Annotated in this window: 19 protein-coding genes and 2 tRNA genes; 1 reads left to right on the top strand and 20 read right to left on the bottom strand. The window is 44.7% G+C overall.

Annotated features, from left to right (window positions below; translation table 11 throughout):
- Window positions 1-37: 37 nt before the first annotated feature.
- The 13 genes from lacF to parE all read right to left on the bottom strand — a co-directional run bounded on the left by lacF (window position 38) and on the right by parE (window position 11,465).
- Complete coding sequence (gene lacF / locus RWS39_RS05625) at window positions 38-355, bottom strand: PTS lactose transporter subunit IIA (protein ID WP_125371058.1); 318 nt, start codon at window positions 353-355, stop codon at window positions 38-40.
- Between the two features lie 24 nt (window positions 356-379).
- Window positions 380-1,213, bottom strand: coding sequence for a PRD domain-containing protein (locus RWS39_RS05620; protein ID WP_314481280.1), 834 nt, complete (start codon window positions 1,211-1,213; stop codon window positions 380-382).
- Window positions 1,214-1,363: 150 nt separating this feature from the next.
- Window positions 1,364-1,567, bottom strand: coding sequence for a hypothetical protein (locus tag RWS39_RS05615; protein WP_314481278.1), 204 nt, complete (start codon window positions 1,565-1,567; stop codon window positions 1,364-1,366).
- Window positions 1,568-1,638: 71 nt separating this feature from the next.
- Window positions 1,639-2,004 (bottom strand): hypothetical protein, encoded by a 366-nt coding sequence (locus RWS39_RS05610; protein ID WP_149555698.1) that lies wholly within the window; start codon window positions 2,002-2,004, stop codon window positions 1,639-1,641.
- 4 nt (window positions 2,005-2,008) lie between these two features.
- A complete protein-coding gene (locus RWS39_RS05605) occupies window positions 2,009-2,746 on the bottom strand; it encodes a matrixin family metalloprotease (RefSeq protein WP_314481275.1) in 738 nt (245 codons plus the stop codon).
- 151 nt (window positions 2,747-2,897) lie between these two features.
- Complete coding sequence (rpsA, locus tag RWS39_RS05600; RefSeq protein WP_015604624.1) at window positions 2,898-4,100, bottom strand: 30S ribosomal protein S1; 1,203 nt, start codon at window positions 4,098-4,100, stop codon at window positions 2,898-2,900.
- A gap of 162 nt (window positions 4,101-4,262) precedes the next feature.
- Window positions 4,263-4,334: transfer RNA gene (locus RWS39_RS05595), tRNA-Gln, on the bottom strand.
- Window positions 4,335-4,343: 9 nt separating this feature from the next.
- Window positions 4,344-4,424: transfer RNA gene (locus RWS39_RS05590), tRNA-Tyr, on the bottom strand.
- A gap of 50 nt (window positions 4,425-4,474) precedes the next feature.
- Complete coding sequence (locus RWS39_RS05585; protein WP_045496652.1) at window positions 4,475-4,705, bottom strand: DUF2969 domain-containing protein; 231 nt, start codon at window positions 4,703-4,705, stop codon at window positions 4,475-4,477.
- A 92-nt stretch (window positions 4,706-4,797) separates the two neighbouring features.
- Window positions 4,798-5,823: a branched-chain amino acid aminotransferase gene (locus RWS39_RS05580; protein ID WP_314481272.1), complete on the bottom strand. Its 1,026-nt coding sequence runs from the start codon at window positions 5,821-5,823 to the stop codon at window positions 4,798-4,800.
- Between the two features lie 139 nt (window positions 5,824-5,962).
- A complete protein-coding gene (parC, locus tag RWS39_RS05575; RefSeq protein ID WP_314481270.1) occupies window positions 5,963-8,413 on the bottom strand; it encodes a DNA topoisomerase IV subunit A in 2,451 nt (816 codons plus the stop codon).
- Between the two features lie 185 nt (window positions 8,414-8,598).
- Window positions 8,599-9,417 (bottom strand): aminoglycoside 6-adenylyltransferase, encoded by an 819-nt coding sequence (locus RWS39_RS05570; RefSeq protein ID WP_314481267.1) that lies wholly within the window; start codon window positions 9,415-9,417, stop codon window positions 8,599-8,601.
- A gap of 104 nt (window positions 9,418-9,521) precedes the next feature.
- Window positions 9,522-11,465 (bottom strand): DNA topoisomerase IV subunit B, encoded by a 1,944-nt coding sequence (parE, locus tag RWS39_RS05565; RefSeq protein WP_314481266.1) that lies wholly within the window; start codon window positions 11,463-11,465, stop codon window positions 9,522-9,524.
- Between the two features lie 222 nt (window positions 11,466-11,687).
- Between parE and plsY the strand changes: the two genes are divergently transcribed.
- Window positions 11,688-12,332 carry a glycerol-3-phosphate 1-O-acyltransferase PlsY gene (gene plsY, locus RWS39_RS05560; RefSeq protein WP_314481264.1) on the top strand — a complete coding sequence of 215 codons (645 nt, stop codon included), beginning with the start codon at window positions 11,688-11,690 and terminating at the stop codon, window positions 12,330-12,332.
- Window positions 12,333-12,512: 180 nt separating this feature from the next.
- Here plsY and nt5e read toward each other — a convergent pair whose 3' ends face one another.
- From nt5e to pyrE, 7 genes are all read right to left on the bottom strand, one after another.
- A complete protein-coding gene (nt5e, locus tag RWS39_RS05555; protein ID WP_314481263.1) occupies window positions 12,513-14,771 on the bottom strand; it encodes a cell surface ecto-5'-nucleotidase Nt5e in 2,259 nt (752 codons plus the stop codon).
- A 291-nt stretch (window positions 14,772-15,062) separates the two neighbouring features.
- Window positions 15,063-16,331, bottom strand: coding sequence for a dihydroorotase (locus RWS39_RS05550; RefSeq protein ID WP_314481261.1), 1,269 nt, complete (start codon window positions 16,329-16,331; stop codon window positions 15,063-15,065).
- Window positions 16,332-16,343: 12 nt separating this feature from the next.
- Window positions 16,344-16,808: an NUDIX hydrolase gene (locus RWS39_RS05545; RefSeq protein ID WP_314481260.1), complete on the bottom strand. Its 465-nt coding sequence runs from the start codon at window positions 16,806-16,808 to the stop codon at window positions 16,344-16,346.
- 8 nt (window positions 16,809-16,816) lie between these two features.
- Window positions 16,817-17,470 (bottom strand): uracil-DNA glycosylase, encoded by a 654-nt coding sequence (locus tag RWS39_RS05540; RefSeq protein WP_314481259.1) that lies wholly within the window; start codon window positions 17,468-17,470, stop codon window positions 16,817-16,819.
- A 35-nt stretch (window positions 17,471-17,505) separates the two neighbouring features.
- Window positions 17,506-18,258 carry a DUF4336 domain-containing protein gene (locus RWS39_RS05535; RefSeq protein ID WP_314481257.1) on the bottom strand — a complete coding sequence of 251 codons (753 nt, stop codon included), beginning with the start codon at window positions 18,256-18,258 and terminating at the stop codon, window positions 17,506-17,508.
- A gap of 1 nt (window position 18,259) precedes the next feature.
- Window positions 18,260-19,792, bottom strand: coding sequence for a glycosyltransferase family 39 protein (locus RWS39_RS05530; RefSeq protein WP_314481255.1), 1,533 nt, complete (start codon window positions 19,790-19,792; stop codon window positions 18,260-18,262).
- Window positions 19,793-19,904: 112 nt separating this feature from the next.
- On the bottom strand, window positions 19,905-20,534 hold the full coding sequence (pyrE, locus tag RWS39_RS05525) for an orotate phosphoribosyltransferase (RefSeq protein WP_125373497.1): 630 nt from the start codon (window positions 20,532-20,534) through the stop codon (window positions 19,905-19,907).
- Window positions 20,535-20,571: the final 37 nt, after the last annotated feature.

Here is a 20,571-nt window from a genome sequence, read left to right as displayed (position 1 = left end):
GGCTTCCCTTTCTCAATAAGTCCGATGAGTTTGTTCATTATTTTACTCCTCTTTTATATAGTTCAATCATGTGTTTCATCAAATCCTTGAGCAACAAGGTTGTCATCAGGTGGTCTTGACCGTGCATCATCGTCACGCTATAAGCCAAGTCCTCACCAGCAGCTTCTTTGGTCAAAAGGCTGGTCTGAGCATGGTGCGCTTCAACAATACAAGCATTGGCTTCTTCCACCAAACTTTCTGCGCGATCAAATTCTCCAGCCTGAGCTGCATTTAGTGCTTCCAGCAACTTGGAACGAGCGTCACCTGCGTAGGCTACGATTTCAAAACCAAGTAATGTTACTTCTTCTCTATTCATGATAGATCCTCCTTTTAATGTTCCTTATAATAATCGTTGAATATGTAAGACCAGATAAACTCGCTCACTATGATACAAATCTATTCCAGTTTTCTGGGCAATAATCTCATATAGACTACTTCCGATTTGATAAGCTCGAGGATAGGTCAGTTTAATCTGACTTTCCATTTCTAAGAGTGAAACATTATCATCTCGGCTTCTGTCTAAGTAATCTAAGAAGTAATTAAGATGAATCATAAACCGATCATAGAAGTTGCTATTATCCGATGTTCTTTTTATTCCCTGTTTTCTTAGCTCTTCTTCTACAGCAGCTAAAATTTCCTTCCGCTGATCTAAATGACTCTGCCCTGCTGGACTGGAAGATCCTTCTGCATTGATAAAGTGATAGGCAATTCTATTTATTTCATCGTCTGGAAAAGCTTCTAAGAGTCGTTCCCGATAAATAGCTACTGCTTCTTGCGCGATTTGATAAGGAGTGGGATATTTATCTGAAGCATCTGGTAGGTCACTGCTCTTGTACCGCCCCTGCTGGACCGCTTGATAAGAACAGTAGATATGGTCCGTCAGTGTGACATAGATATACTCCTGGACTGGGTAATGGTATTTCTTGGAAAGCGTGTCAATCACATCATAGGTCACTGTGATAAAGTCTAGTGGAACATCTTTGAGCAAGGCCACAAAGTTTTCCTTGGACTCTTCCGTTCTCATACGAAAGACTTTCTCAATCTTACTTTCCAGAACAGGATCACCCTTTTTCTTATTGAATGCTATCCCACTACCAATCAGAACAACCTCTTCACCATTTTCATGTTTGGCTAGAGCAACATTGTTATTCATAGGAAGTATGATTCGATACATAGTTCCCTCCTTATCATTTTCTTGGGTTTTCGTGAAATAAAAATGACCGCAAATAAACGGAAAATACAAGAGCACTTGCCTCTTCCAATTCATTTGCGGTCACGCCTAATCCAACTTAGTAACGCTCACCCTATTCAATTTATAGTTTCATTATAGCACATCAAAATGTGAATGTAAACCCTTTCTTTTGCTTTTTTTAAAATATTTTTTAGAAGCCTTTTTTACTAAGCATGACCAACGCTCATCAAGCTTTTTCAAGCTTGAATCCTCGATTTTAGATAACAGTAAGAGCCAAGAGCAGACAGTGAAAGACTTCCTAAAAACTTCTCGGAAAGCTTGCTCTGAACTTGCCATGAAAGACTTGCTCTCACTCGATTAAGGCTCTTCATGTCATAAATTTTTTTCTTCTATAAATTGCTTGTAGTTTACAGAAAACTTGCTAAAACTTCTTGATTTTGCATGACCAAGTAAATGCCCAGCAAAATAATCAAAACAAAGAGACTCAGCTTTATCATCCCTTTGACAAAACGAACAATCCAAAGAATAATCATGGAACCAATCAGCCACATAATGGCCGAATGCTGGAAAAATCCTTGAACGGTCTCAACATTCTCTCCAAAGAAGGCCTGAATGGGCGCTGGAACATGAGTTTCCCAAGCTGCTGTCACACCCAGCTGGTTAGCAATGTCGCTTCCGCTTTTCCACAGCCAAGCAAAAATTCCTGAGTTAAAAATAAAGAGGAAAACTTGCTCTGGGAAGCGTCTAATAAAATTAAAAATCGTTTTTAGCATACCTTTATGATTGATACAAGTCTTTTACAGCCTGAATATCTGCTGGCTGAATACTATAAAATGAGCCTGCCGACTGCATCACTGATTCCTCCTCATTATGGTCTAATCCGATAGCATGGCCCAATTCGTGCGCTGCTGTATTGACAATCCGCTCATGAGAATAACCATAGCGTCTGTCCAACAAGTAGTAACTATTAAGGCGAACAGTCACATGGGTGAAACGATTGGTCAGCAGGTTGGTCTTGGACTCTGCCTCACCAGCTGCACTGACACTGCCGTCATTCATCTCCGTCGCAACAATATCCGCTTCTCCTTTATCATTGATGATTTGAAAGGTGAAAGCTCCTGTCTGGTTCCAGGAATTAATAGCCTCCTGATAGGCTGAACGTAAAGTTGCATTCGTGGTATCGATATACACCGTAGCACTAGCCTTCTCCCAGCGAGCTCCCGTCCCTTTATGCTCATCTGTCAGCTGATGGGGCTGAATTCCCTCACTAGTCTGAAGACCAGTGGAAAGTCCTTGATGAGCTAAAAAATGATCCACTTGAGTAACAGTAGTTCGAAGAGCCTGCGATAATCCCTCTGCCCCTGTCTCTGTCGAAGTAGTAAAATAAAAAACACCTACAAGAACAAGAAAACTGAGTGCCACAGACCAAATAAGGCCCCAGATGAGCCGCCAAAGCAAGCGAACTATAAATCTAATAGAATTGAAAATAAACTTCACGGCAAGCTCCTTTCTCATAGAATGCACGAGAGATTTAGTCTAGCATCTTTCGCTTAAATAAAACTGAATATGCATAAAGAGCAAGTATCGCAATAAATGACTCGAATGCAAACTCCCACTTGAAAAGACGAAAAAAGAAGCTGAGAAACTCAGCCTCTTCTTAAGTAAATTACAATTCGATATCACCGAAAAGATCAGCCATTGAGAAACCAGTTTGAGTTTCTGGAAGCTCGAAGTCACGTTTTTCTTGACGACGTGGACGACGCGGACGAGATTGACGTTTTTCTTCTTTTTGGCCTTCTTCTTGAGCTGGACGCTCTTCAAGAGCCTTGATAGAAAGTGATACACGCTCAGCAGCAGCATTCACTTCAAGAACTTTAACAGTTACTTCTTGACCAACTTTAAGAGCATCTTTTGGATTTTCAACACGTTTGTGTGAAATTTGTGAGATGTGAACAAGTCCGTCGATACCTGGCAATACTTCAACGAAAGCACCGAAGTCAGTCAAACGTTTTACTGTACCTTCAACTACATCGCCAGCAGCAAGTTTTTGTTCAACACCATCCCATGGTCCAGGGGTTGTAGCTTTAAGTGAAAGAGACACGCGGCCTTCTTCTTCGTTCAAATCAAGAACCTTCACTTCGATTTCGTCACCAACTGAAACAACAGATTTTGGTGAAACGTTACGCTCGTGAGAAAGTTCAGTCAAGTGAACCAAACCATCAACACCACCAAGGTCAATGAAAGCACCGAAGCTTGTGATACGAGCAACTTTACCAGTTACAACATCACCAACATTCAATTTACCAAATACTTCTGCACGCGCTGCAGCAGCTTCTGCTTCTACAACTTCACGACGTGAAAGGATGAAGCGGTTTTCTTTTGGATCTACTTCTTTAATCTTAGCGTCAAATTCTTGACCTACAAAACGTTCAGTGTTGCGAACGAAACGAGTATCGAGCATTGAAGCTGGAATAAATCCACGAAGTCCTTCAAACTCAACAGAAAGTCCACCTTTAACAGCACGAGTGCCCTTAACAGTAACAACTTCTTCTTCACGACCAACCAATTTGTCCCATGCTTTGCGAGCTTCTAAACGTTTTTTAGATACTAGGTAAGTAACTGTATCTGTATCTTTACCTACTACTTGACGAAGAACAAGCAATTCAAGTGTGTCACCTGGTTTTACAAAGTCATTGATGTCAGCATCACGATCATTTGTCAACTCACGCAGAGTCAAAACCCCTTCAACACCAGTACCAGCAATGGCAACATTAGCTTGGTTAGCATCCACTGTCAATACTTCAGCAGTAACGACATCACCTGGCTCGACTTGGCTAACACTGTTTAGCAAATCTTCAAATTCATTCATCTAAAAAAATCCTCCAACAATCAAGTGTACTACTTGACATACTTATAATTATTTTCCTAAGCACCCGCAAACGACATTGATTTATCTTTACCGTTTTCCACCCTATAAAGAAATAAAATATCCGACGATATTTTATCCTTTATCTGATATATTACCTAAGAACTGGGGTAGCTGGATTCGAACCAACGCATGAGGGAGTCAAAGTCCCTTGCCTTACCGCTTGGCTATACCCCAATGATGAAATGGAGAGAGAGGGATTCGAACCCCCGAACCCGAAGGAGCGGATTTACAGTCCGCCGCGTTTAGCCTCTTCGCTATCTCTCCGACAATCAACGATATCAATTATATCATTAATCTAATAAAAGCGCAAGCCCTTATTTTCCTAAATTGTAGGTTTCAATCAAAGTTTCCACTGCTTTTTCAAGCTTTTTATATAAACTTTCAACATTTCCATTTTTGATAATAGCAAATTGGCCGTCAAACTCAGCAATCTCGCCAATGACTTTTTTCCCAATAGAAAGGGTGTAGCCATCAAATTGATCAGCGCCAAGCTTCACCTTACTATCCGCAATCTGAATCTCAATTTTTTTATCTTTTTTACTCATTCTTCTACCTCTTTCAAGTTTCTATTTTACACAAAAATAGCAAAGCTGGCAAGTGATTTCCTCAATAAAAAGAGCCTCGAAGGGCTCTTACGTTATTCGTCTACTTTGACAATCCAACCTTCTGGGGCTTCCACATCACCAAATTGGATACCAGTCAGCTCATCGTAGAGTCTGCGGGTCACTGGCCCGACTTCTGTCTCGCTATAGAATACATGGAAGTCATCGCCGTGCTGGATTCCTCCAATTGGTGAGATAACTGCTGCCGTACCACAAGCTCCTGCTTCGACAAAGCGATCCAAGTTGTCAATTGGAACATCGCCTTCAACTGGCGTCAAGCCCAAGCGATGCTCTGCCAAGTAAAGCAAAGAATATTTGGTAATGGATGGCAGAATAGACGGGCTAAGCGGAGTCACAAATTCATTGTCCTTGGTGATTCCAAAGAAATTGGCTGACCCGACTTCTTCAATTTTGGTATGAGTTGACGGATCTAGGTAGATAACATCTGAAAAGTTACGAGACTTAGCCATCTTACCTGGTAGGAGACTAGCTGCGTAGTTACCACCCACCTTGGCCGCACCCGTACCATGTGGAGCTGCACGGTCATATTCGTCTTGGATCAAGAAGTTGGTTGGAACCAAACCACCCTTGAAGTAGTTTCCAACTGGCATAGCAAAAATCGTAAAAATATACTCCTCCGCTGGTTTTACCCCGATGATATCTCCGATACCAATCAAAAGCGGACGAAGGTAAAGAGTTCCCCCTGTTCCATATGGCGGTACATATTCTTCATTGGCGCGGACAACAGCCTTACAAGCTTCCACAAACATTTCAGTTGAAACTTGTGGCATCAAGAGACGATCGCATGTGCGTTGCAGGCGCTTAGCATTCTCATCTGGACGGAAAAGCTGAACACTACCATCCTTGGTACGATAAGCCTTTAGACCTTCGAAAGCCTGCTGACCATAGTGAAGACTTGGTGAAGACTCAGAAATATGCAGGGTCGCATCTTCTGTCAGCTGTCCTTCCTCCCACTGACTATTCCGATAATAAGCGATATAGCGATAGGGCAATTTCATATATGAAAAGCCAAGATTTTCCCAATCAAGATTTACTGTCATAGTCTTTTCCTCTTTTCCTTATCTTTCAATTTATAGATACTCCCTATTGTACACCTTTTTCTGAAAAATTCAATCATTATTTTCAATTTTCTGAAAATTTATTTTTTAAAAAACCAGTTCGTATGAACTGGCTTGTTGATTACTTGATATAGGCCGAGAAAACTTCTTCGTCTGAAATGGTATCAGAAATGAAGCTGCCATTGCTAGTTCTCTCAGACAGGCTGAGGTCAGCTAGATTAATCTCATAGGCCGTTCCTTTATTAGAATGCACCTGCAAAATCTGATCCTCACTAGCTTCTGCTTCAGTAGTAAAGAGGTCAAAGTCTGCTGCTTCGCCATAGACAGGACCAGCTGCGAAGACACGATGCGGCTTGGTCTTAAGCTCTCTCAGAACTTGAAGACCGCGATTTGCCCGACTAGTAACAGGAATATCTGCGACTGCCATACGCTTCAGTGAACCGCGCTGAGTCAGGATGTAAAGCGAGTCTGTGTTAGCGATAAAGGTTGCTGCTAAGACATCGTCCTTCTTGAGGTTGATGGCTTTAACCCCAGCCGCCTTAGCTCCGATAACTGGTACTTCCTCAATATTAAAGCGCAGGGCATAGCCATTCTTGGTTACGAGCATAACATCATCCAGCTTAATCGGCGCCAGAGCAATAACCTGGTCGTCTTCATTTTTAAGTTTGGCAAACTTGAGCGACTTGGACTTGTAGGTCCGCCAAGGACTGAACTCCTTGCGCTCCACACGCTTGATTTGACCTAACTTGGTCGCTGCAAAGTAAGTCCCCTCCTCAAAGCTATCCAGCAATTCTGTATAGATAACCTCTTCCTTGGTATCAAAGTTGCTGATGGTCTGACTGAGGTGTTCTCCGATTTCTTTCCAGCGGATGTCTGACAGCTCGTGAACAGGCCGGTAGATAACATTTCCCAGGCTGGTGAAAATCAATAAATGCTGAGTCGTCTTAGCTGGACTAAGGAAAATCAGTCGGTCATCGTCACGCTTGCCCATCTCCTCTAGGGTCGAAGCAGAGAAAGAACGCGGACTGGTCCGCTTGATATAGCCAGAACATGTCACGCTGACATAGGTCTCTTCCTCCACAATCAGACTAGCTGTATCAATCTCGATGGCGTTTGCCGTATCCTGCAGCTCACTGAGACGCGGATTGCCAAACTTCTTCTTGACATCGCGGAGCTCCCGCTTCATAAGATTATACATGGTGCGCTCATCACCGATAATAGCAGCCAGCATGGCAATCTTCTCGCGCAGCTCTGCTTCTTCCTCTTCCAGAACCACTACGTCTGTATTGGTCAAACGGTAGAGTTGGAGAGTGACGATAGCCTCAGCCTGCTCCTCGGTGAAATCATAGCTGACTTTAAGATTTTCCTTGGCGTCTGCTTTGTTTTCTGAAGCACGAATCAGGGCAATCACCTCGTCCAAGATGGAAAGCACCCGAATCAATCCTTCCACGATATGGAGGCGTTTCTCAGCCTTGGCCTTGTCAAACCGGCTGCGAGCCAGAATAATCTCCTTGCGGTGGGCAATATAACTGGTCAAGATTGGCACAATCCCCACCAAACGCGGCGTGAAATTGTCAATCGCCACCATGTTGAAATTATAATTGACCTGCAAGTCGGTGTACTTAAAGAGGTAGTTGAGAATCAGCTCAGTATTGGCGTCTTTCTTGAGCTCAATGGCAATGCGAAGACCGTCACGGTCTGATTCGTCCCGAACCTCAGCAATGCCAGCCACCTTATTGTTGACCCGCACATCGTCAATCTTTTTGACCAAGACCGCTTTATTAATCTCATAAGGAATCTCGGTGATGACAATTTGCTCTTTTCCGCCCTTCAGCTTTTCAATTTCAGTTCTGGAACGCACCACGACGCGACCTTTTCCAGTCTCGTAGGCTTTCTTGATCTCATCTCGACCTTGGACAATGGCTCCTGTCGGGAAGTCTGGTCCAGGCAGAAACTCCATGAGTTTGTCCACCTTGGCAGACGGATGGTCAATCATATAGATGACCGCATCAATGACTTCGGCTAGATTATGAGGTGGAATATCAGTCGCATAACCAGCAGAAATCCCAGTTGCACCATTGACCAAAAGATTAGGAAAGGCTGCCGGCAGAACAGTCGGCTCCTTCTCTGTATCGTCAAAGTTCCAAGCAAAAGGGACGGTATTTTTCTCAATATCTTGCAAAAGATAGCCAGCCATTTCAGACAAGCGCGCCTCAGTATAACGCATAGCCGCTGGTGGATCACCGTCCATAGAACCATTGTTTCCGTGCATCTCAACGAGAATCTCGCGGTTTTTCCAATCCTGTGACATACGAACCATGGCATCGTAGATGGAGCTGTCACCGTGGGGGTGGAAATTCCCCATGATGTTCCCAACTGACTTGGCTGACTTGCGATAGCCCTTGTCAAAGGTATTGCCGTCCTTGTTCATGGAATAAAGAATACGGCGCTGGACAGGCTTCAAGCCATCGCGAATGTCCGGCAAGGCCCGCTCTTGAATGATGTATTTGGAGTAGCGACCAAAACGCTCTCCCATGATGTCCTCAAGGGACATGTTTTGAATGTTACTCATAAGATACAAAGGGACGTTTCGGCTTGCCGAAAATTTCTGTAGAAAAATAGGAAATCAATGCAGGGTTCGATGAACCCCAAGCGATTTATCTTTTTTCCTAAGAAATTAGTCCCGTGTTCAGTTACTATAAGTAACTAAACTATCCTTTCTGTAGTTTAATGTTTTTAATTACGTTCTTTATTTAGTCAGTGATTGGGAAGTCTTGCCTCAGCATACTCCATCATCTTCTCTGCAGTTTCATTGTCATAGGGGAAGCCGGTTTTGAGAGAGAAGGCTTGTGCTTCCTTGTGGAAAAAGTGCATGGTAGCTAAGAAAGACTTGGTGAAGCTTTTCTGATCAGAAAAGTCAAGCAAGGCTGCAAATTCTTTCTCTTTCTCGGCAGGCAAATACTGAAAGAGGTACTTGTAGTTCTTGCCAACATCAACCATCCCCTTATCTGCTGCTACTTGCCAAGCTAAAAGCTTGAGTAATTCTTGCTGGCAGATTCCATACAGATGATCCGTCGCATAGACAAGGTGGTTCCGATGAATGCCCTTGACCACATAGGCTGACACCCACCAAAATTCATTGCAGGATTTGTCAAAGTCAGTCGCACTAGCTGGTGCCGTCCAATAGCGCTTGGGTGTCGGTGCATAAGGAGCAAACGACCCCTGCGGGTCATCCAGCACCGTGAAATCTGCTTCGCTATCCACCCATTCTTTGATGTACTCCTTGGAACAAAGGGTCAAATCTATCCGATTGCCATCTCCAAAGAGCATGAGATAGAGGCGGCGATTGTCTAGTAGGACATGTTGCTCAATCATGCGCTTGCCAAACTTTTCCAACCAAGCAAGGTCAGCCACCAGAGCATCCAAATCCTCCACAATGTAGACCACATCATAGTCTTGGAACTCGTCCTTGGGAGCATTTGGGTTTGTCCGCGAGCCGGACATAGCGACAGCGTCAACCTGTAGCACTTTTGCAGTTTGCAAAATTAAATCTAACATTTCAGGTTCAGTTCTCATGGGAATCACACCTTTCACGAAAACACTTAAATTATATAAGTTATGAAACATTAGTAATTAAATGCTAATGAATTCAGAAAATAGTATATAGGGATAAAGTATTACTAAAACGCCGTTGTTTCTTCCAACGTAAACTTAACATTATCCTCAATCCACTTGCGGCGTGGTTCGACCTTGTCTCCCATTAGGACATTGACACGGCGTTCGGCGCGGGCAAGGTCTTCGATGGTGACACGAATGAGGGTGCGGGTTTCGGGATTCATGGTTGTCTCCCAGAGTTGGTCGGCGTTCATTTCACCGAGCCCTTTGTAGCGCTGAAGCATGGCACCCTTGCCAAACTTGCGGCGCAGGTCATCCAGCTCGCCATCGGTCCAAGCATACTCGACAACTTCGCTCTTGCCCTTGCCCTTGGACATCTTGTAGAGAGGCGGCAGGGCGATATAGACGCGACCAGCCTCGACCAGCGGGCGCATATAGCGATAGAAAAAGGTCAGCAGCAAGGTCTGGATATGGGCACCGTCGGTGTCCGCATCAGTCATGATGATAATCTTGTCATAGTTGGCATCCTCAAGGGTAAAGTCTGACCCAACACCCGCTCCAATGGTGTAGATCATGGTGTTGATTTCTTCGTTCTTGAGAATGTCAGCCATCTTAGCCTTAGCAGTATTGATAACCTTACCACGCAGAGGCAGGATGGCTTGGAACTTACGGTCACGGCCTTGCTTGGCAGAGCCACCGGCAGAGTCTCCCTCGACCAGATAGAGTTCGTTCTTGGCTGGGTTCTTGGACTGGGCTGGAGTCAACTTACCAGACAGCAAGCCCTTGTCTTTCTTATTCTTCTTGCCATTCCGACTTTCGTCACGCGCCTTGCGGGCTGCCTCACGGGCATCTCTGGCCTTGATAGCCTTGCGGATGAGATTGGAAGCCAGCTCGCCATTTTCCAAGAGGAAGAAGGTCAGTTTGTCAGAGACGATGGAGTCCACGGCGGGACGAGCCAAAGGGCTGCCCAGCTTGTCCTTGGTCTGGCCTTCAAACTGTAAATGTTCCTCAGGAACTAAGATTGATAAGACGGCAGATAGACCCTCGCGGTAATCCGAACCTTCCAGATTCTTGTCCTTGTCCTTGAGCAGGCCAGTCTTTCTGGCATAGTCGTTCATGGCCTTGGTAATAGCAGTCTTGAGCCCCGTCTCATGGGTACCGCCGTCTTTGGTGCGGACGTTATTGACAAATGACAGGATATTGTCGGAGTAGCCGTCGTTGTACTGGAGGGCCACCTGGACTTGGAAGCCACTCTCCTCGCCCTCGAAATAGAGGACAGGCGTCAGGGTTTCCTTGTCTTCATTGAGATAGCTGACAAAGTCTTCAACCCCGTTTTCATAGTGGAACTCTACTTCTTCGCCAGTTCGTGCATCGGTCAGCGACAAGCGGACATTCTTGAGTAAGAAGGCTGATTCCTTAAGCCGCTCCGCAATAGTGTTGTACTTGAAGTCTGTCGTTGAAAAAATCGTATCGTCTGGCATGAAGGTCACTTTGGTCCCAGACTTAGACTTAGGCGCGGTGCCGATTTTCTTGAGCGTGGTGACTGGTTTTCCGCCATTTTCAAAGCGCTGCTTGTAAACAGCCCCGTCGCGAGTGATTTCCACTTCCAGCCAGCTGGACAGGGCATTGACAACAGAGGAACCTACACCGTGGAGACCACCCGAGGTCTTATAACCACCTTGGCCGAACTTACCGCCGGCGTGGAGAACGGTGAAAATAACCTCAACCGTGGGAATGCCCATCGCGTGCATACCGACTGGCATTCCGCGTCCGTGGTCTGCAACGGTTAGACTGCCGTCTTTATTAATCGTCACATCGATCCGGTCACCGAAGCCTGACAGGGCTTCATCGACAGCATTGTCGACAATCTCCCAGACCAGATGGTGGAGTCCCGCTCCATCGGTCGATCCGATATACATCCCCGGACGTTTACGGACAGCATCCAACCCTTCTAATACCTGAATGGCATCGTCATTGTAATTATTAATATTGATTTCCTTTTTTGCCACAAGGAACCTCCTGCATGATAGTCATCCTTATTATCTTACAAGTTTTTGATAAATTTTGCAAAGTTTTTTTCTACAGAATACCCTTTAAAGACTGATAGAATCTGGATTTCAAGTGATTTTTGGGAAAGGCAGCCTAGCTGCAAGCGTCAGACTAGACAATTCACTTAAAATATTCTTATCATAGTCCTTTGTCCAAGTTCCAAATCATGGTATAATAAAATCATGATGAACACGATACTTGGATTAATACTAGCATATTTATTGGGCTCCATTCCGACAGGTTTGTGGATTGGGCAGATTTTCTTTAAAAAGAACCTGCGAGAATACGGCAGTGGCAATACTGGCACGACCAATACTTTCCGTATCTTGGGCAAGACGGCCGGCACCGCCACCTTTGTCATTGACTTTTTCAAGGGTACACTGGCAACGCTGCTGCCGCTTTTCCTGCATATTGATGGGATTTCACCATTGATTTTTGGGCTCTTGGCTGTGATTGGCCATACCTTTCCAATCTTTGCTGGCTTTAAAGGTGGCAAAGCCGTGGCGACTAGTGCAGGTGCTGTTCTAGGCTTCTCACCCGCTTTCTTTGTCTATCTGATATTGGTCTTTGTGACAACCCTCTATCTGGGAAGTATGATTTCCCTCGCTAGCGTGGTTTCTGCAAGCGTGGCTATCCTATCTGTCTTGATTTTTCCTGCTTTAGGCTTTATTCTACCAAGCTATGACTTCTTCTTTACCCTGATTATCATTCTCTTAGCGGCTATTATCATCCTTCGTCATCGGGACAATATCCAACGTATCAAACAGAAAAAAGAAAATTTAATCCCTTGGGGCATTAACCTAACCAAGCAAAATCCAAAAAAATGAGAGTGGGACAGAAATCGGTCATTCGTTAGAATTCGATTTCGTCGTCCCACCTCCGCACAGTTGAGTAGGGCTGTAAAAGCTGATGAAATCAGCGTAATAGAGCCCACTCAACCACTGCGTCTTGCTCGACAATCCAAAGACAATTGAGAGGCTAGGACCTTTGTCCCAGCCTCATTTTTTTTAATCTTTTTGAGTTTTTTTCAGGCTTGATACACCTAGGGTTCCCAGAACCAGTCCGAAGAGAGAAAGAAGGATAGGATTCTTGCTTCCTGTTTTCGGAAGAGTTCCTTGTTTGCTTGCTACTTCTGTCGGACGAACCTGTGCTGGAGCTTGATAAGTTGCCTTATTTGCTGCCGGCTGAGCTGTATTTGGCTTCTCAACAGAAGGTTGTTCTTGTGGTTTTGTCTCTGGCGCAACTGGATGATTAGGTTGGCTAGGAACTACTGGATTGCTTGGTGTTGTTGGAACTGTTGGATTAGTTGGGTTGGTAGGATTTGCTGGGTTAGTCGGATTGGTTGGGTTTGCTGGATTGGTTTGTCCAGGCTTAGAAGTGGCATCTTTTGGATCAGTACCTTGCTGGATTTCCTCGATATCTGTGTAACCATCTCCATCTGTATCCTTGCTAGCAGACATCGAAATCGTGCGAGAATTTGGATTGATTGCTGCATAAGCTGTCAAATCTGCACTTTCCAGATATTCTGCAAAGGCCACGTCCATAGATGGACCTTCCTCACGCGCACCACCCAGCATGGTATAACCATCACCACCAGCTGCTAGGAAGTCATTGGTTGTCAGGTAATAGGTCTTAGCCAGGTCAAGGGCTTCATAAGCACCTGTTTCTTTGTTTTTGATTTCAATGCGAAGAATCCGTTTTTCTGCTGGCAGAGTTGTGTCATAGTAAACTTTAGCACCAGAAACTTGCAAGAAACCGCCACTTGGCTCTAGCAATGGTTGGCCGTTTTCATCCAAGACAGGTTTTCCATCTTTTTCTTGCAGGATTGAGCCCAAGGATTTGGCAAACATATCTGCGATATTCTGACCTGTTACCTTGATTTGAGAAATGGTATTTCCAAAAGGCAGAACAGCGATGACATTTCCCTTTGTGATTGGCTTGTCTTTAGCAATCGTTTCCCGTAGGCCACCACCGTTGGTCACAGCCAAGTCTGTTTTGTTAGCAAAGCCTGTTTGTCCGTATTTGTAAAGGGCATCTGCTACCACATTTCCCAGATTGGTTTCTCGAACGCGGACATTTTCACGGTCACCGTTAAGCTCCACAGGGCTATTGGCCACGATTACCTTGGCATTTTCTGCATCGTATTTTTCCTTAATTTTCTTAACCATCTCTGCTACTACTGGGTCTGGACTAGCTTTTTTAGCTGTTTCAGCTGGGATTTGCTGAGGATCGCCCAGAAGTTGGTTGGCCTTGAAAGTAACTTTACCGATATTGTGCAAATAACTACCAGTCTGGTTGTAGGTCACATTTTCACCATAAGTAGTGGACTCTACTGTGTGAGAATGGCCGTCAATCACTGTAACCCGCTTGCCCTTCAGTTTGGCATTTTTAGAAAGGGCTTCAGCTAAGGTAGAACCGCGCCATTCAACTGGTGTCGTAGTATCCACACCCAAGTGGGCCAGAACGACATAGTTTTTGTAAGTTTTGCCTTCAGCTGCTGCACGTACTTCAACTTCGTCAATCACGCGGTTAACCTCTGTGATTGGATCCGCAAAAGTCACACCTTGAATATTTTTTGGGTGCGTTTTGGTAGCTGTCTCAGGAGTGGTCACCCCGATCACAACAAATTCATCACCTTCGACGTTCTTATCCTTGTCCACAATGGTTGATGCTTGGAAGACACGGGCATTGTTGGCATAGGTATTAGCGCTGAGAAGTGGGAAATTGAGGATTTCTTTATATTTTTTAGCCTCATCCAAACCAAAGTCAAATTCATGGTTTCCGACCGCCATAGCATCATAGCCGATTTCATTGAGGATCTTCGCGCGTTCTTCCCCTTTGGAGCTGTTAGAAATTGGCAGACCTTGGAAAGCATCTCCTGCATCTACAACCAGCGTTTGAGGATTTTTCGCACGTTCTTCTTTGATAACTGTTGCGAGTTTGGCATCACCGATAACACCTTTTTCTTCGACGATACGACCGTGCACATCGTTTGTATGAAGAATGGTAGCTTCAGGCAAGCTTGCGTCAGACGCTCCTGATACATCTTGAGCATTAGCTGCGATGGCCGCATTTACGCTAGCTTCATCGGCAGAAACTCCACCTGCTTGTGCCAAATCTGTTTCAGCTGGTTTTTGAGCTGAGTCACTCACATTTGCTACAGCAGTTGCTGGCTGAACCTCATCCGCAGCAACTTGATGGTCCAAAAAGGCAGGTGCCAACAGAACCGTCGACAAAACAGGTAAAATAAGATGCTTCTTTTTCATAAATAAAAGCTCCAGTCTATGTTTTTTCTACTATTATACTGTTTTTTCTGTAAAAAGGGAATGCTATTTCAGGTTAATCTTTTTTCTGATAAAAAAGAGGCTGGGACAAAAGTCCTAACCTCTCAATTGTCTTTGGATTATCGAGCAAGATGCAGTGGTTGAGTGGGCTCTACTACGCTGATTTCATCAGCTTTTACAGCCCTACTCAACTGTGCGGAGGTGGGACGACGAAATCGAATTCTAACGAATTACCGATTTCTGTCCCACTCTCTGACTTTATATGAATACCTGCTAGGCTTGGAAGACGATTTCTCCATCGCAGATGGTATATTTGACTTGGCCTTTCAGCTCTTCGCCAACAAAAGGTGAATTAGCTGCCTTGGAGGCAAAATGGTCGGAAACCAGACGGTCAGCTTTTGGATCGAAAATAGTGATATCAGCTGGACCTTCTTCGGCCAGAAAACCAGCGTTAAAATCATAGAGACTAGCTGGATTGACCGTCATCTTCTCTAAGAGCTCCATAAGGCTAAGATGCCCTGCTTCCACCAGATAGGTCAGCCCTAGAGAAAGCGAGGTCTCAAGACCAGTCATACCAGACGGCGCTTTAGTGATGTCTTCAACATTTTTCTCGTCAGCATGATGTGGAGCATGGTCCGTCGCAATGACAGAAATGACACCAGACTTGAGCCCCTCGATAACCGCTAGCCGGTCCGATTCTAAGCGCAGAGGCGGATTCATCTTAGCATTGCTGCCCTTGGTCAATAGCAGAGCTTCTGTCTTAGAGAAGTGCTGAGGTGCTGCTTCAGCAGTGACTTGAGATCCTAGCTTCTGAGCGAATTCCACCACCTTTACACTCTCAGCCTTGGACAAATGCTGGATATGCACATGAGCCTTGGCATCATAAGCAATCATGACATCGCGGGCAATCATGCTGTACTCTGCTACACCTGTCGCGCCGCAGATATGAAAATGCTCTTTAGCGATATGCTCATTGAAGCCGAGGATCCCGTTGAGATTTGGATCTTCCTCATGCAAGCTGATAAAAGTATCGTTTTTACGTGCTTCTATCAGAGCTTGGCGGACAATCCCAGCGTTGGTCAGCGGAATACCGTCATCTGAGAAGCCAACTGCTCCTGCTGCCAAGAGCGCTTTAAAATCTGTCAAATGCTGGCCATCAAAATTCTCTGTAATCGTCGCGACTGACTTGATATGGATTTTTTCGCGACTAGCCGACTCCAGTACTTCTTTCAGGGTTTCAACCGTTGAAATGGTAGGATTGGTATTGGCCATCATAACAACTGTCGTAAAGCCACCTGCTGCTGCTGCCAAAGCCCCCGTATGAATATCTTCCTTATGAGTCTGGCCCGGCTCCCTAAAGTGAACGTGTATATCCACCAAACCAGGAGCCACAACCAAACCATTGGCATCTAGGACTTGGGCATCAGCTGCTTCCAGATTTTGGCCAATTTTGACAATTTTCTTGCCCTCCACCAGCACATCGCACACTTGATCCAGACCAGTCTTAGGGTCCATAACACGGCCATTCTTGATTAGTAGCATTTTGTATCTCCTTTATTCGTAAAAATCGACCTGCGTGTCGAGCAGTTTATCACCATCATAAACAAACTTGGCTGAAAAGAAGGGCTTATCCTCCAGCAGCCATTCAACAAAGGTATGATCTCCTTCCCAAGTAGGCTTTGAAAGCACCTGATCGTAAGGCACCCATTCTAGCGTCCCTTCATTGCAATCAATCAACTCTCCTTCAAACTCCGTCACCTTGAAAACATAGGTGTACCAGTCCAAGTCGGGAGTGAATTCTGGAAAAGTAATAACACCTTTTAGGACAGGCTTGGCCTTGAGACCAGTTTCCTCTAGAATCTCACGTGCTGCGCATTCCTGTGGGGTTTCTCCTCGCTCTAGCTTGCCACCGACACCAATCCATTTCCCAGCATGAACATCATCGGGCTTTTTGTTGCGGTGCAGCATGAGAAACTCCCGGCCATTATCGATATAACAAATTGTTGCTAACTGAACCATACTACCTCCTAAGCTAACCAATCGATTGGCTCCAAGCCCTTAGCCACTAAGAAATCATTGGTACGAGAAAAAGGTTTGCTACCAAAGAAACCACGATACGCAGACAGCGGACTTGGGTGAGCTGACTCGATAATCAGATGCTGGGTATTGCTAATCAAGGCTTTTTTCTTGCGGGCGTAAGAACCCCAGAGGATAAAGACAACTGGATCAGACTTTTCATTGACTACTTTGATAATAGCATCAGTAAAAGGTTCCCATATTAAGCCGGCATGCGCATTGGCCTGGCCAGCAGGCACTGTCAGACCAGCATTGAGCAAGAGAACACCCTGCTGAGCCCAGGAAGTCAAATCATGTGACTCTTTCACTCCGATATCATCAGCCAGTTCTTTGAGAATATTCTGCAAAGAAGGCGGTGCTGGAATGTCATCAGGGACCGAAAAACTCAATCCCTGCGCCTGTCTAGGTCCGTGGTAGGGATCCTGCCCCAAAATAACCACCTTAACATCCGCTAAATCTGTCGTCTGAATCGCATTAAACACCTTTTCCCGTGGTGGATAAATAGTCCCTGAAGCGTACACTTGGTCTAAAAAATGATTGATTTTTGCAAAATAACCTTCCGGCAGCTGCTCCTTAATCAAAGCGTGCCAAGCTGAATGTTGCATATCTGTCTCCTCTCATTTCCTACGATAAAATTCTCTTACCTAATCCACCTAAGTGCTCTTCTTAGTTCTGCTCTGCCATTTTCCAGAAAACAAGAACCGTGAGCTAGGATGATTTTCTCCGGTTGCCAAGCTAGCATCTGCTCTAGACATTCCTTGGCTTCTTTTTGATGACCGATAAAGGTCATACGGTAGTCAATAGGTGTCTGGCCGTCCGGAGCTGCAACACGAACCAATGTATAAACCTTGCTACGAAGCGAACTCGGAAAACGCTCTGTTTCAAAATTCTCAATCAAATCTGTCAAGATCAAGGTTTGACTGTCTTTATGAAAAAAGACAACTTCCTCAATATAAGTACTTCCCTTGAAAACCAACTGTTCTACCTGACCTGCCCAAGCTTCAGGAGCCTCATTCATCAGCTTTTCATCAAAAGAGACTGGGATTTTCTGCTTGGCCGCTCTCCCCTCAACTCCTGGACTAGACCAAGCAATTGCCTTAGGATAATGCTTCTTCCAGTCAGCTATATAGGCATAGTGAATCTTATTTGGAGAAACAAGATGCGAAACTGGTCCCAAAGCGTCCAACTGGTCAAATAAGGCTTGATTTGGCTGGATTGGTGAATGACACCAGAGATGACCATTTGCTAACTTGATGACAGTCATGCGGGTAGAAAAGGGCAACTTTGTCACCACTGCATCCATCTCAATCAAATCACCGTCGACAATCCAGATATTCTCAGCGATAGGTTTCAAGCTATAAAGCGGTTCGTAGATAGGTACAGGTCTTTTCATCTTAACGACTCTTCTTTCTACTCCAAAAGCGAATGTTGTCTAAACCTTGAGGATACTGAGTCAAACCCACAGCTGACAGAATCAAAATCTGTGGCAAAAACTGAATCAGATAACGGGTCTTCCCTCCCTCAAAAATTTGCAAAAAGAGGAGGCCACCAAAGACTGCCAAGCTTAAGAAATTCAAGGAATCATTTGGTCGGTATTGCCAAAGGGCAAAGACCAACCCCAAAGCCATGACAATCCAAACTGCCTGCTTGATCAGCGAATAAAATCGAAAACTATTCTTATCAGAATTGAGGAAGAAATCACGGATAAACTGGGCAAATGCATTGTCTTTTGTAAACTCATAAAGTGGTGAAATATAAGGCGTCTTTTCATTTTCAACACTGCGATAGAGCCAACCCAAGGTTCCTTCAGCAACTGTCAAAGAGTGCTTATAATATAGGTGCTGTAGAAAGGTCAGCGGAGTGTATTCTTTTAAGCGGCGTTTGATTTCTTTGATGACATTTTCCTTGGCAAACATGCCGTTATTGTAGTCAGCTCGCTTGTTGGGCTCAACGTATTGCAACAACCCTTCCTTCATGTCCTCCTGATCGTGACCGATATTGGTTAGCCCCAGATTGATGAAAAGCAGTGGCCCTTTGGCCAGTCCTTCGCCTTGGATAATCGGCACTTCGGTCTGGTGAGCTAAACCATAATGAAGAGGAAGGTAGCCTGCTGAAAAGCTTAGTGCAAAGACCGCCGCAGTCAAGAAAAACTTTTTCCAGTTTTGTCTCAAAAACAAAACTCCAAAAACAGCAATCAGCAGAATCAGCACTGTCGGACGAATCAAAAAAGCAAGACTGGTCAGAATCCCTAATAAAAGGCTTCTAGAAATGATTTGGCGACTATCGTCCTTATTTTCAATTAAACTCAGAGCTAGAAAAATCTGTAGACTAATCAAAGGCAAAGGAGGAATGTCCGTGTACATGGACATGTAGTAAGGCGAAAATCCGACCAAGGCCACATAAAGGCTGAAAACCGCATCAGCTGTAGCCTGCGAAAAGTATCGCTGACAGCCTTTGTAAAGGATCCAAGACGCAATATTGACGTAAAAAAGATTGAGTCCCTGCATAATCCAAAGAGCTGCTTCACCAAAAAGGTTAAAGAAAAAACGCTCATAGAGAAAGAGGGGCAGATTATTGGGATTGCGTGTCAGGTAGCTGGAAATGGATGACTCCTTCAGGTACTTGAAAGCCCCTGTGAAAACCACCGCTGCGTCCCGCCTAATCAAAAGCTCAGCCGATAAGAGCATGATGAGCTGAAAAATAAGAGCTGCCAAGACAATCGCCAGCTTGTGCCGCATTAGAAAATGATAAGACTCCTTGAGCTGAAGCCAATAGCGATCCGCTAGAAAGGCCAAGACTCCAAACAAAATCAGAGCCAAACTACTCAACTGCGACACATGAAATATAGCTGTAAACAGCCAATGAAGACTCAATACCAGCATGATTTTTTGCAGAATCAAAAAAGTGATATGATAAATCTTAGACATGGCTTTATTATAACAAAATCAAGCACTTTTTGCTATTTTAAAAAGTGAGCAGAGGCCAAGTAAATCCTAAAAAGGAGACAGGAACATGCTAGTCCCGCCTCCTCGTACCTTCTTAATTTTGCCAGTTTTCTTGATCGTCTTTGAACTTCTTCAGCAAAGCCAATCCTTCTGCATTGATGTAGCCTTCTTGCTCAGCCAAGTGGATAAGCTCTGTGTAGTTTGACAAGGTCACCAACTTCACGCCTGCATCCGCAAAGTTCTTATCCGCCTTTGGCAATTCGTAGGTGAAGATTGCTGCGGCACCGATTACATCTGCTCCTTCACGCTTAGCTGCCGCAATAGCATCCAAGACAGAGCCTCCAGTGGAAATCAAATCTTCAATCACAACCATCTTTTGACCAGGAGCCACTCGTCCTTCAATCTGATTGCCCGCTCCGTGATCTTTTGGTTTGCTGCGGATATAAGCAAAAGGCAGATTCATCTTGTCAGCAATGATAGCACCGTGAGGAATACCCGCCGTTGCCGTTCCCGCAATCACTTCCACATCAGGAAATTCTGCACGAATCTTTTCAACAAAGCCATTTTCGATCAAAGTCCGAGTCTCTGGGTAGGCCAAAGTCACTCGGTTATCTGTGTAAATCGGTGATTTAATCCCAGAAGCCCAAGTAAAAGGCTCCTCCGGTTTCAAGTAAACCGCTTTGATTTTCAACAAGTCGCGTGCAATATCGTTGGCTAAAGTCATTTTTCACTCCTTATAAATCTGTTATTCGTTTCATTTA

Source organism: Streptococcus cristatus (genome assembly GCF_963529205.1).
Classification (GTDB): Bacteria; Bacillota; Bacilli; order Lactobacillales; family Streptococcaceae; genus Streptococcus; species Streptococcus cristatus_O.
The sequence above is the reverse complement of the archived record's forward strand: the minus strand, read 5'-3'. Positions and strand labels throughout refer to the sequence as shown.

Excerpts from the sequence above, each read along its gene's own strand:
- lacF (WP_125371058.1), bottom strand. The coding sequence starts at position 355 with ATGAATAGAGAAGAAGTAACATTACTTGGTTTTGAAATCGTAGCCTAC.
- RWS39_RS05620 (WP_314481280.1), bottom strand. The coding sequence starts at position 1,213 with ATGTATCGAATCATACTTCCTATGAATAACAATGTTGCTCTAGCCAAA.
- RWS39_RS05615 (WP_314481278.1), bottom strand. The coding sequence starts at position 1,567 with ATGGCAAGTTCAGAGCAAGCTTTCCGAGAAGTTTTTAGGAAGTCTTTC.
- RWS39_RS05610 (WP_149555698.1), bottom strand. The coding sequence starts at position 2,004 with ATGCTAAAAACGATTTTTAATTTTATTAGACGCTTCCCAGAGCAAGTT.
- RWS39_RS05605 (WP_314481275.1), bottom strand. The coding sequence starts at position 2,746 with ATGAGAAAGGAGCTTGCCGTGAAGTTTATTTTCAATTCTATTAGATTT.
- rpsA (WP_015604624.1), bottom strand. The coding sequence starts at position 4,100 with ATGAATGAATTTGAAGATTTGCTAAACAGTGTTAGCCAAGTCGAGCCA.
- RWS39_RS05585 (WP_045496652.1), bottom strand. The coding sequence starts at position 4,705 with ATGAGTAAAAAAGATAAAAAAATTGAGATTCAGATTGCGGATAGTAAG.
- RWS39_RS05580 (WP_314481272.1), bottom strand. The coding sequence starts at position 5,823 with ATGACAGTAAATCTTGATTGGGAAAATCTTGGCTTTTCATATATGAAA.
- parC (WP_314481270.1), bottom strand. The coding sequence starts at position 8,413 with ATGAGTAACATTCAAAACATGTCCCTTGAGGACATCATGGGAGAGCGT.
- RWS39_RS05570 (WP_314481267.1), bottom strand. The coding sequence starts at position 9,417 with ATGAGAACTGAACCTGAAATGTTAGATTTAATTTTGCAAACTGCAAAA.
- plsY (WP_314481264.1), top strand. The coding sequence starts at position 11,688 with ATGATGAACACGATACTTGGATTAATACTAGCATATTTATTGGGCTCC.
- nt5e (WP_314481263.1), bottom strand. The coding sequence starts at position 14,771 with ATGAAAAAGAAGCATCTTATTTTACCTGTTTTGTCGACGGTTCTGTTG.
- RWS39_RS05550 (WP_314481261.1), bottom strand. The coding sequence starts at position 16,331 with ATGCTACTAATCAAGAATGGCCGTGTTATGGACCCTAAGACTGGTCTG.
- RWS39_RS05545 (WP_314481260.1), bottom strand. The coding sequence starts at position 16,808 with ATGGTTCAGTTAGCAACAATTTGTTATATCGATAATGGCCGGGAGTTT.
- RWS39_RS05540 (WP_314481259.1), bottom strand. The coding sequence starts at position 17,470 with ATGCAACATTCAGCTTGGCACGCTTTGATTAAGGAGCAGCTGCCGGAA.
- RWS39_RS05535 (WP_314481257.1), bottom strand. The coding sequence starts at position 18,258 with ATGAAAAGACCTGTACCTATCTACGAACCGCTTTATAGCTTGAAACCT.
- RWS39_RS05530 (WP_314481255.1), bottom strand. The coding sequence starts at position 19,792 with ATGTCTAAGATTTATCATATCACTTTTTTGATTCTGCAAAAAATCATG.
- pyrE (WP_125373497.1), bottom strand. The coding sequence starts at position 20,534 with ATGACTTTAGCCAACGATATTGCACGCGACTTGTTGAAAATCAAAGCG.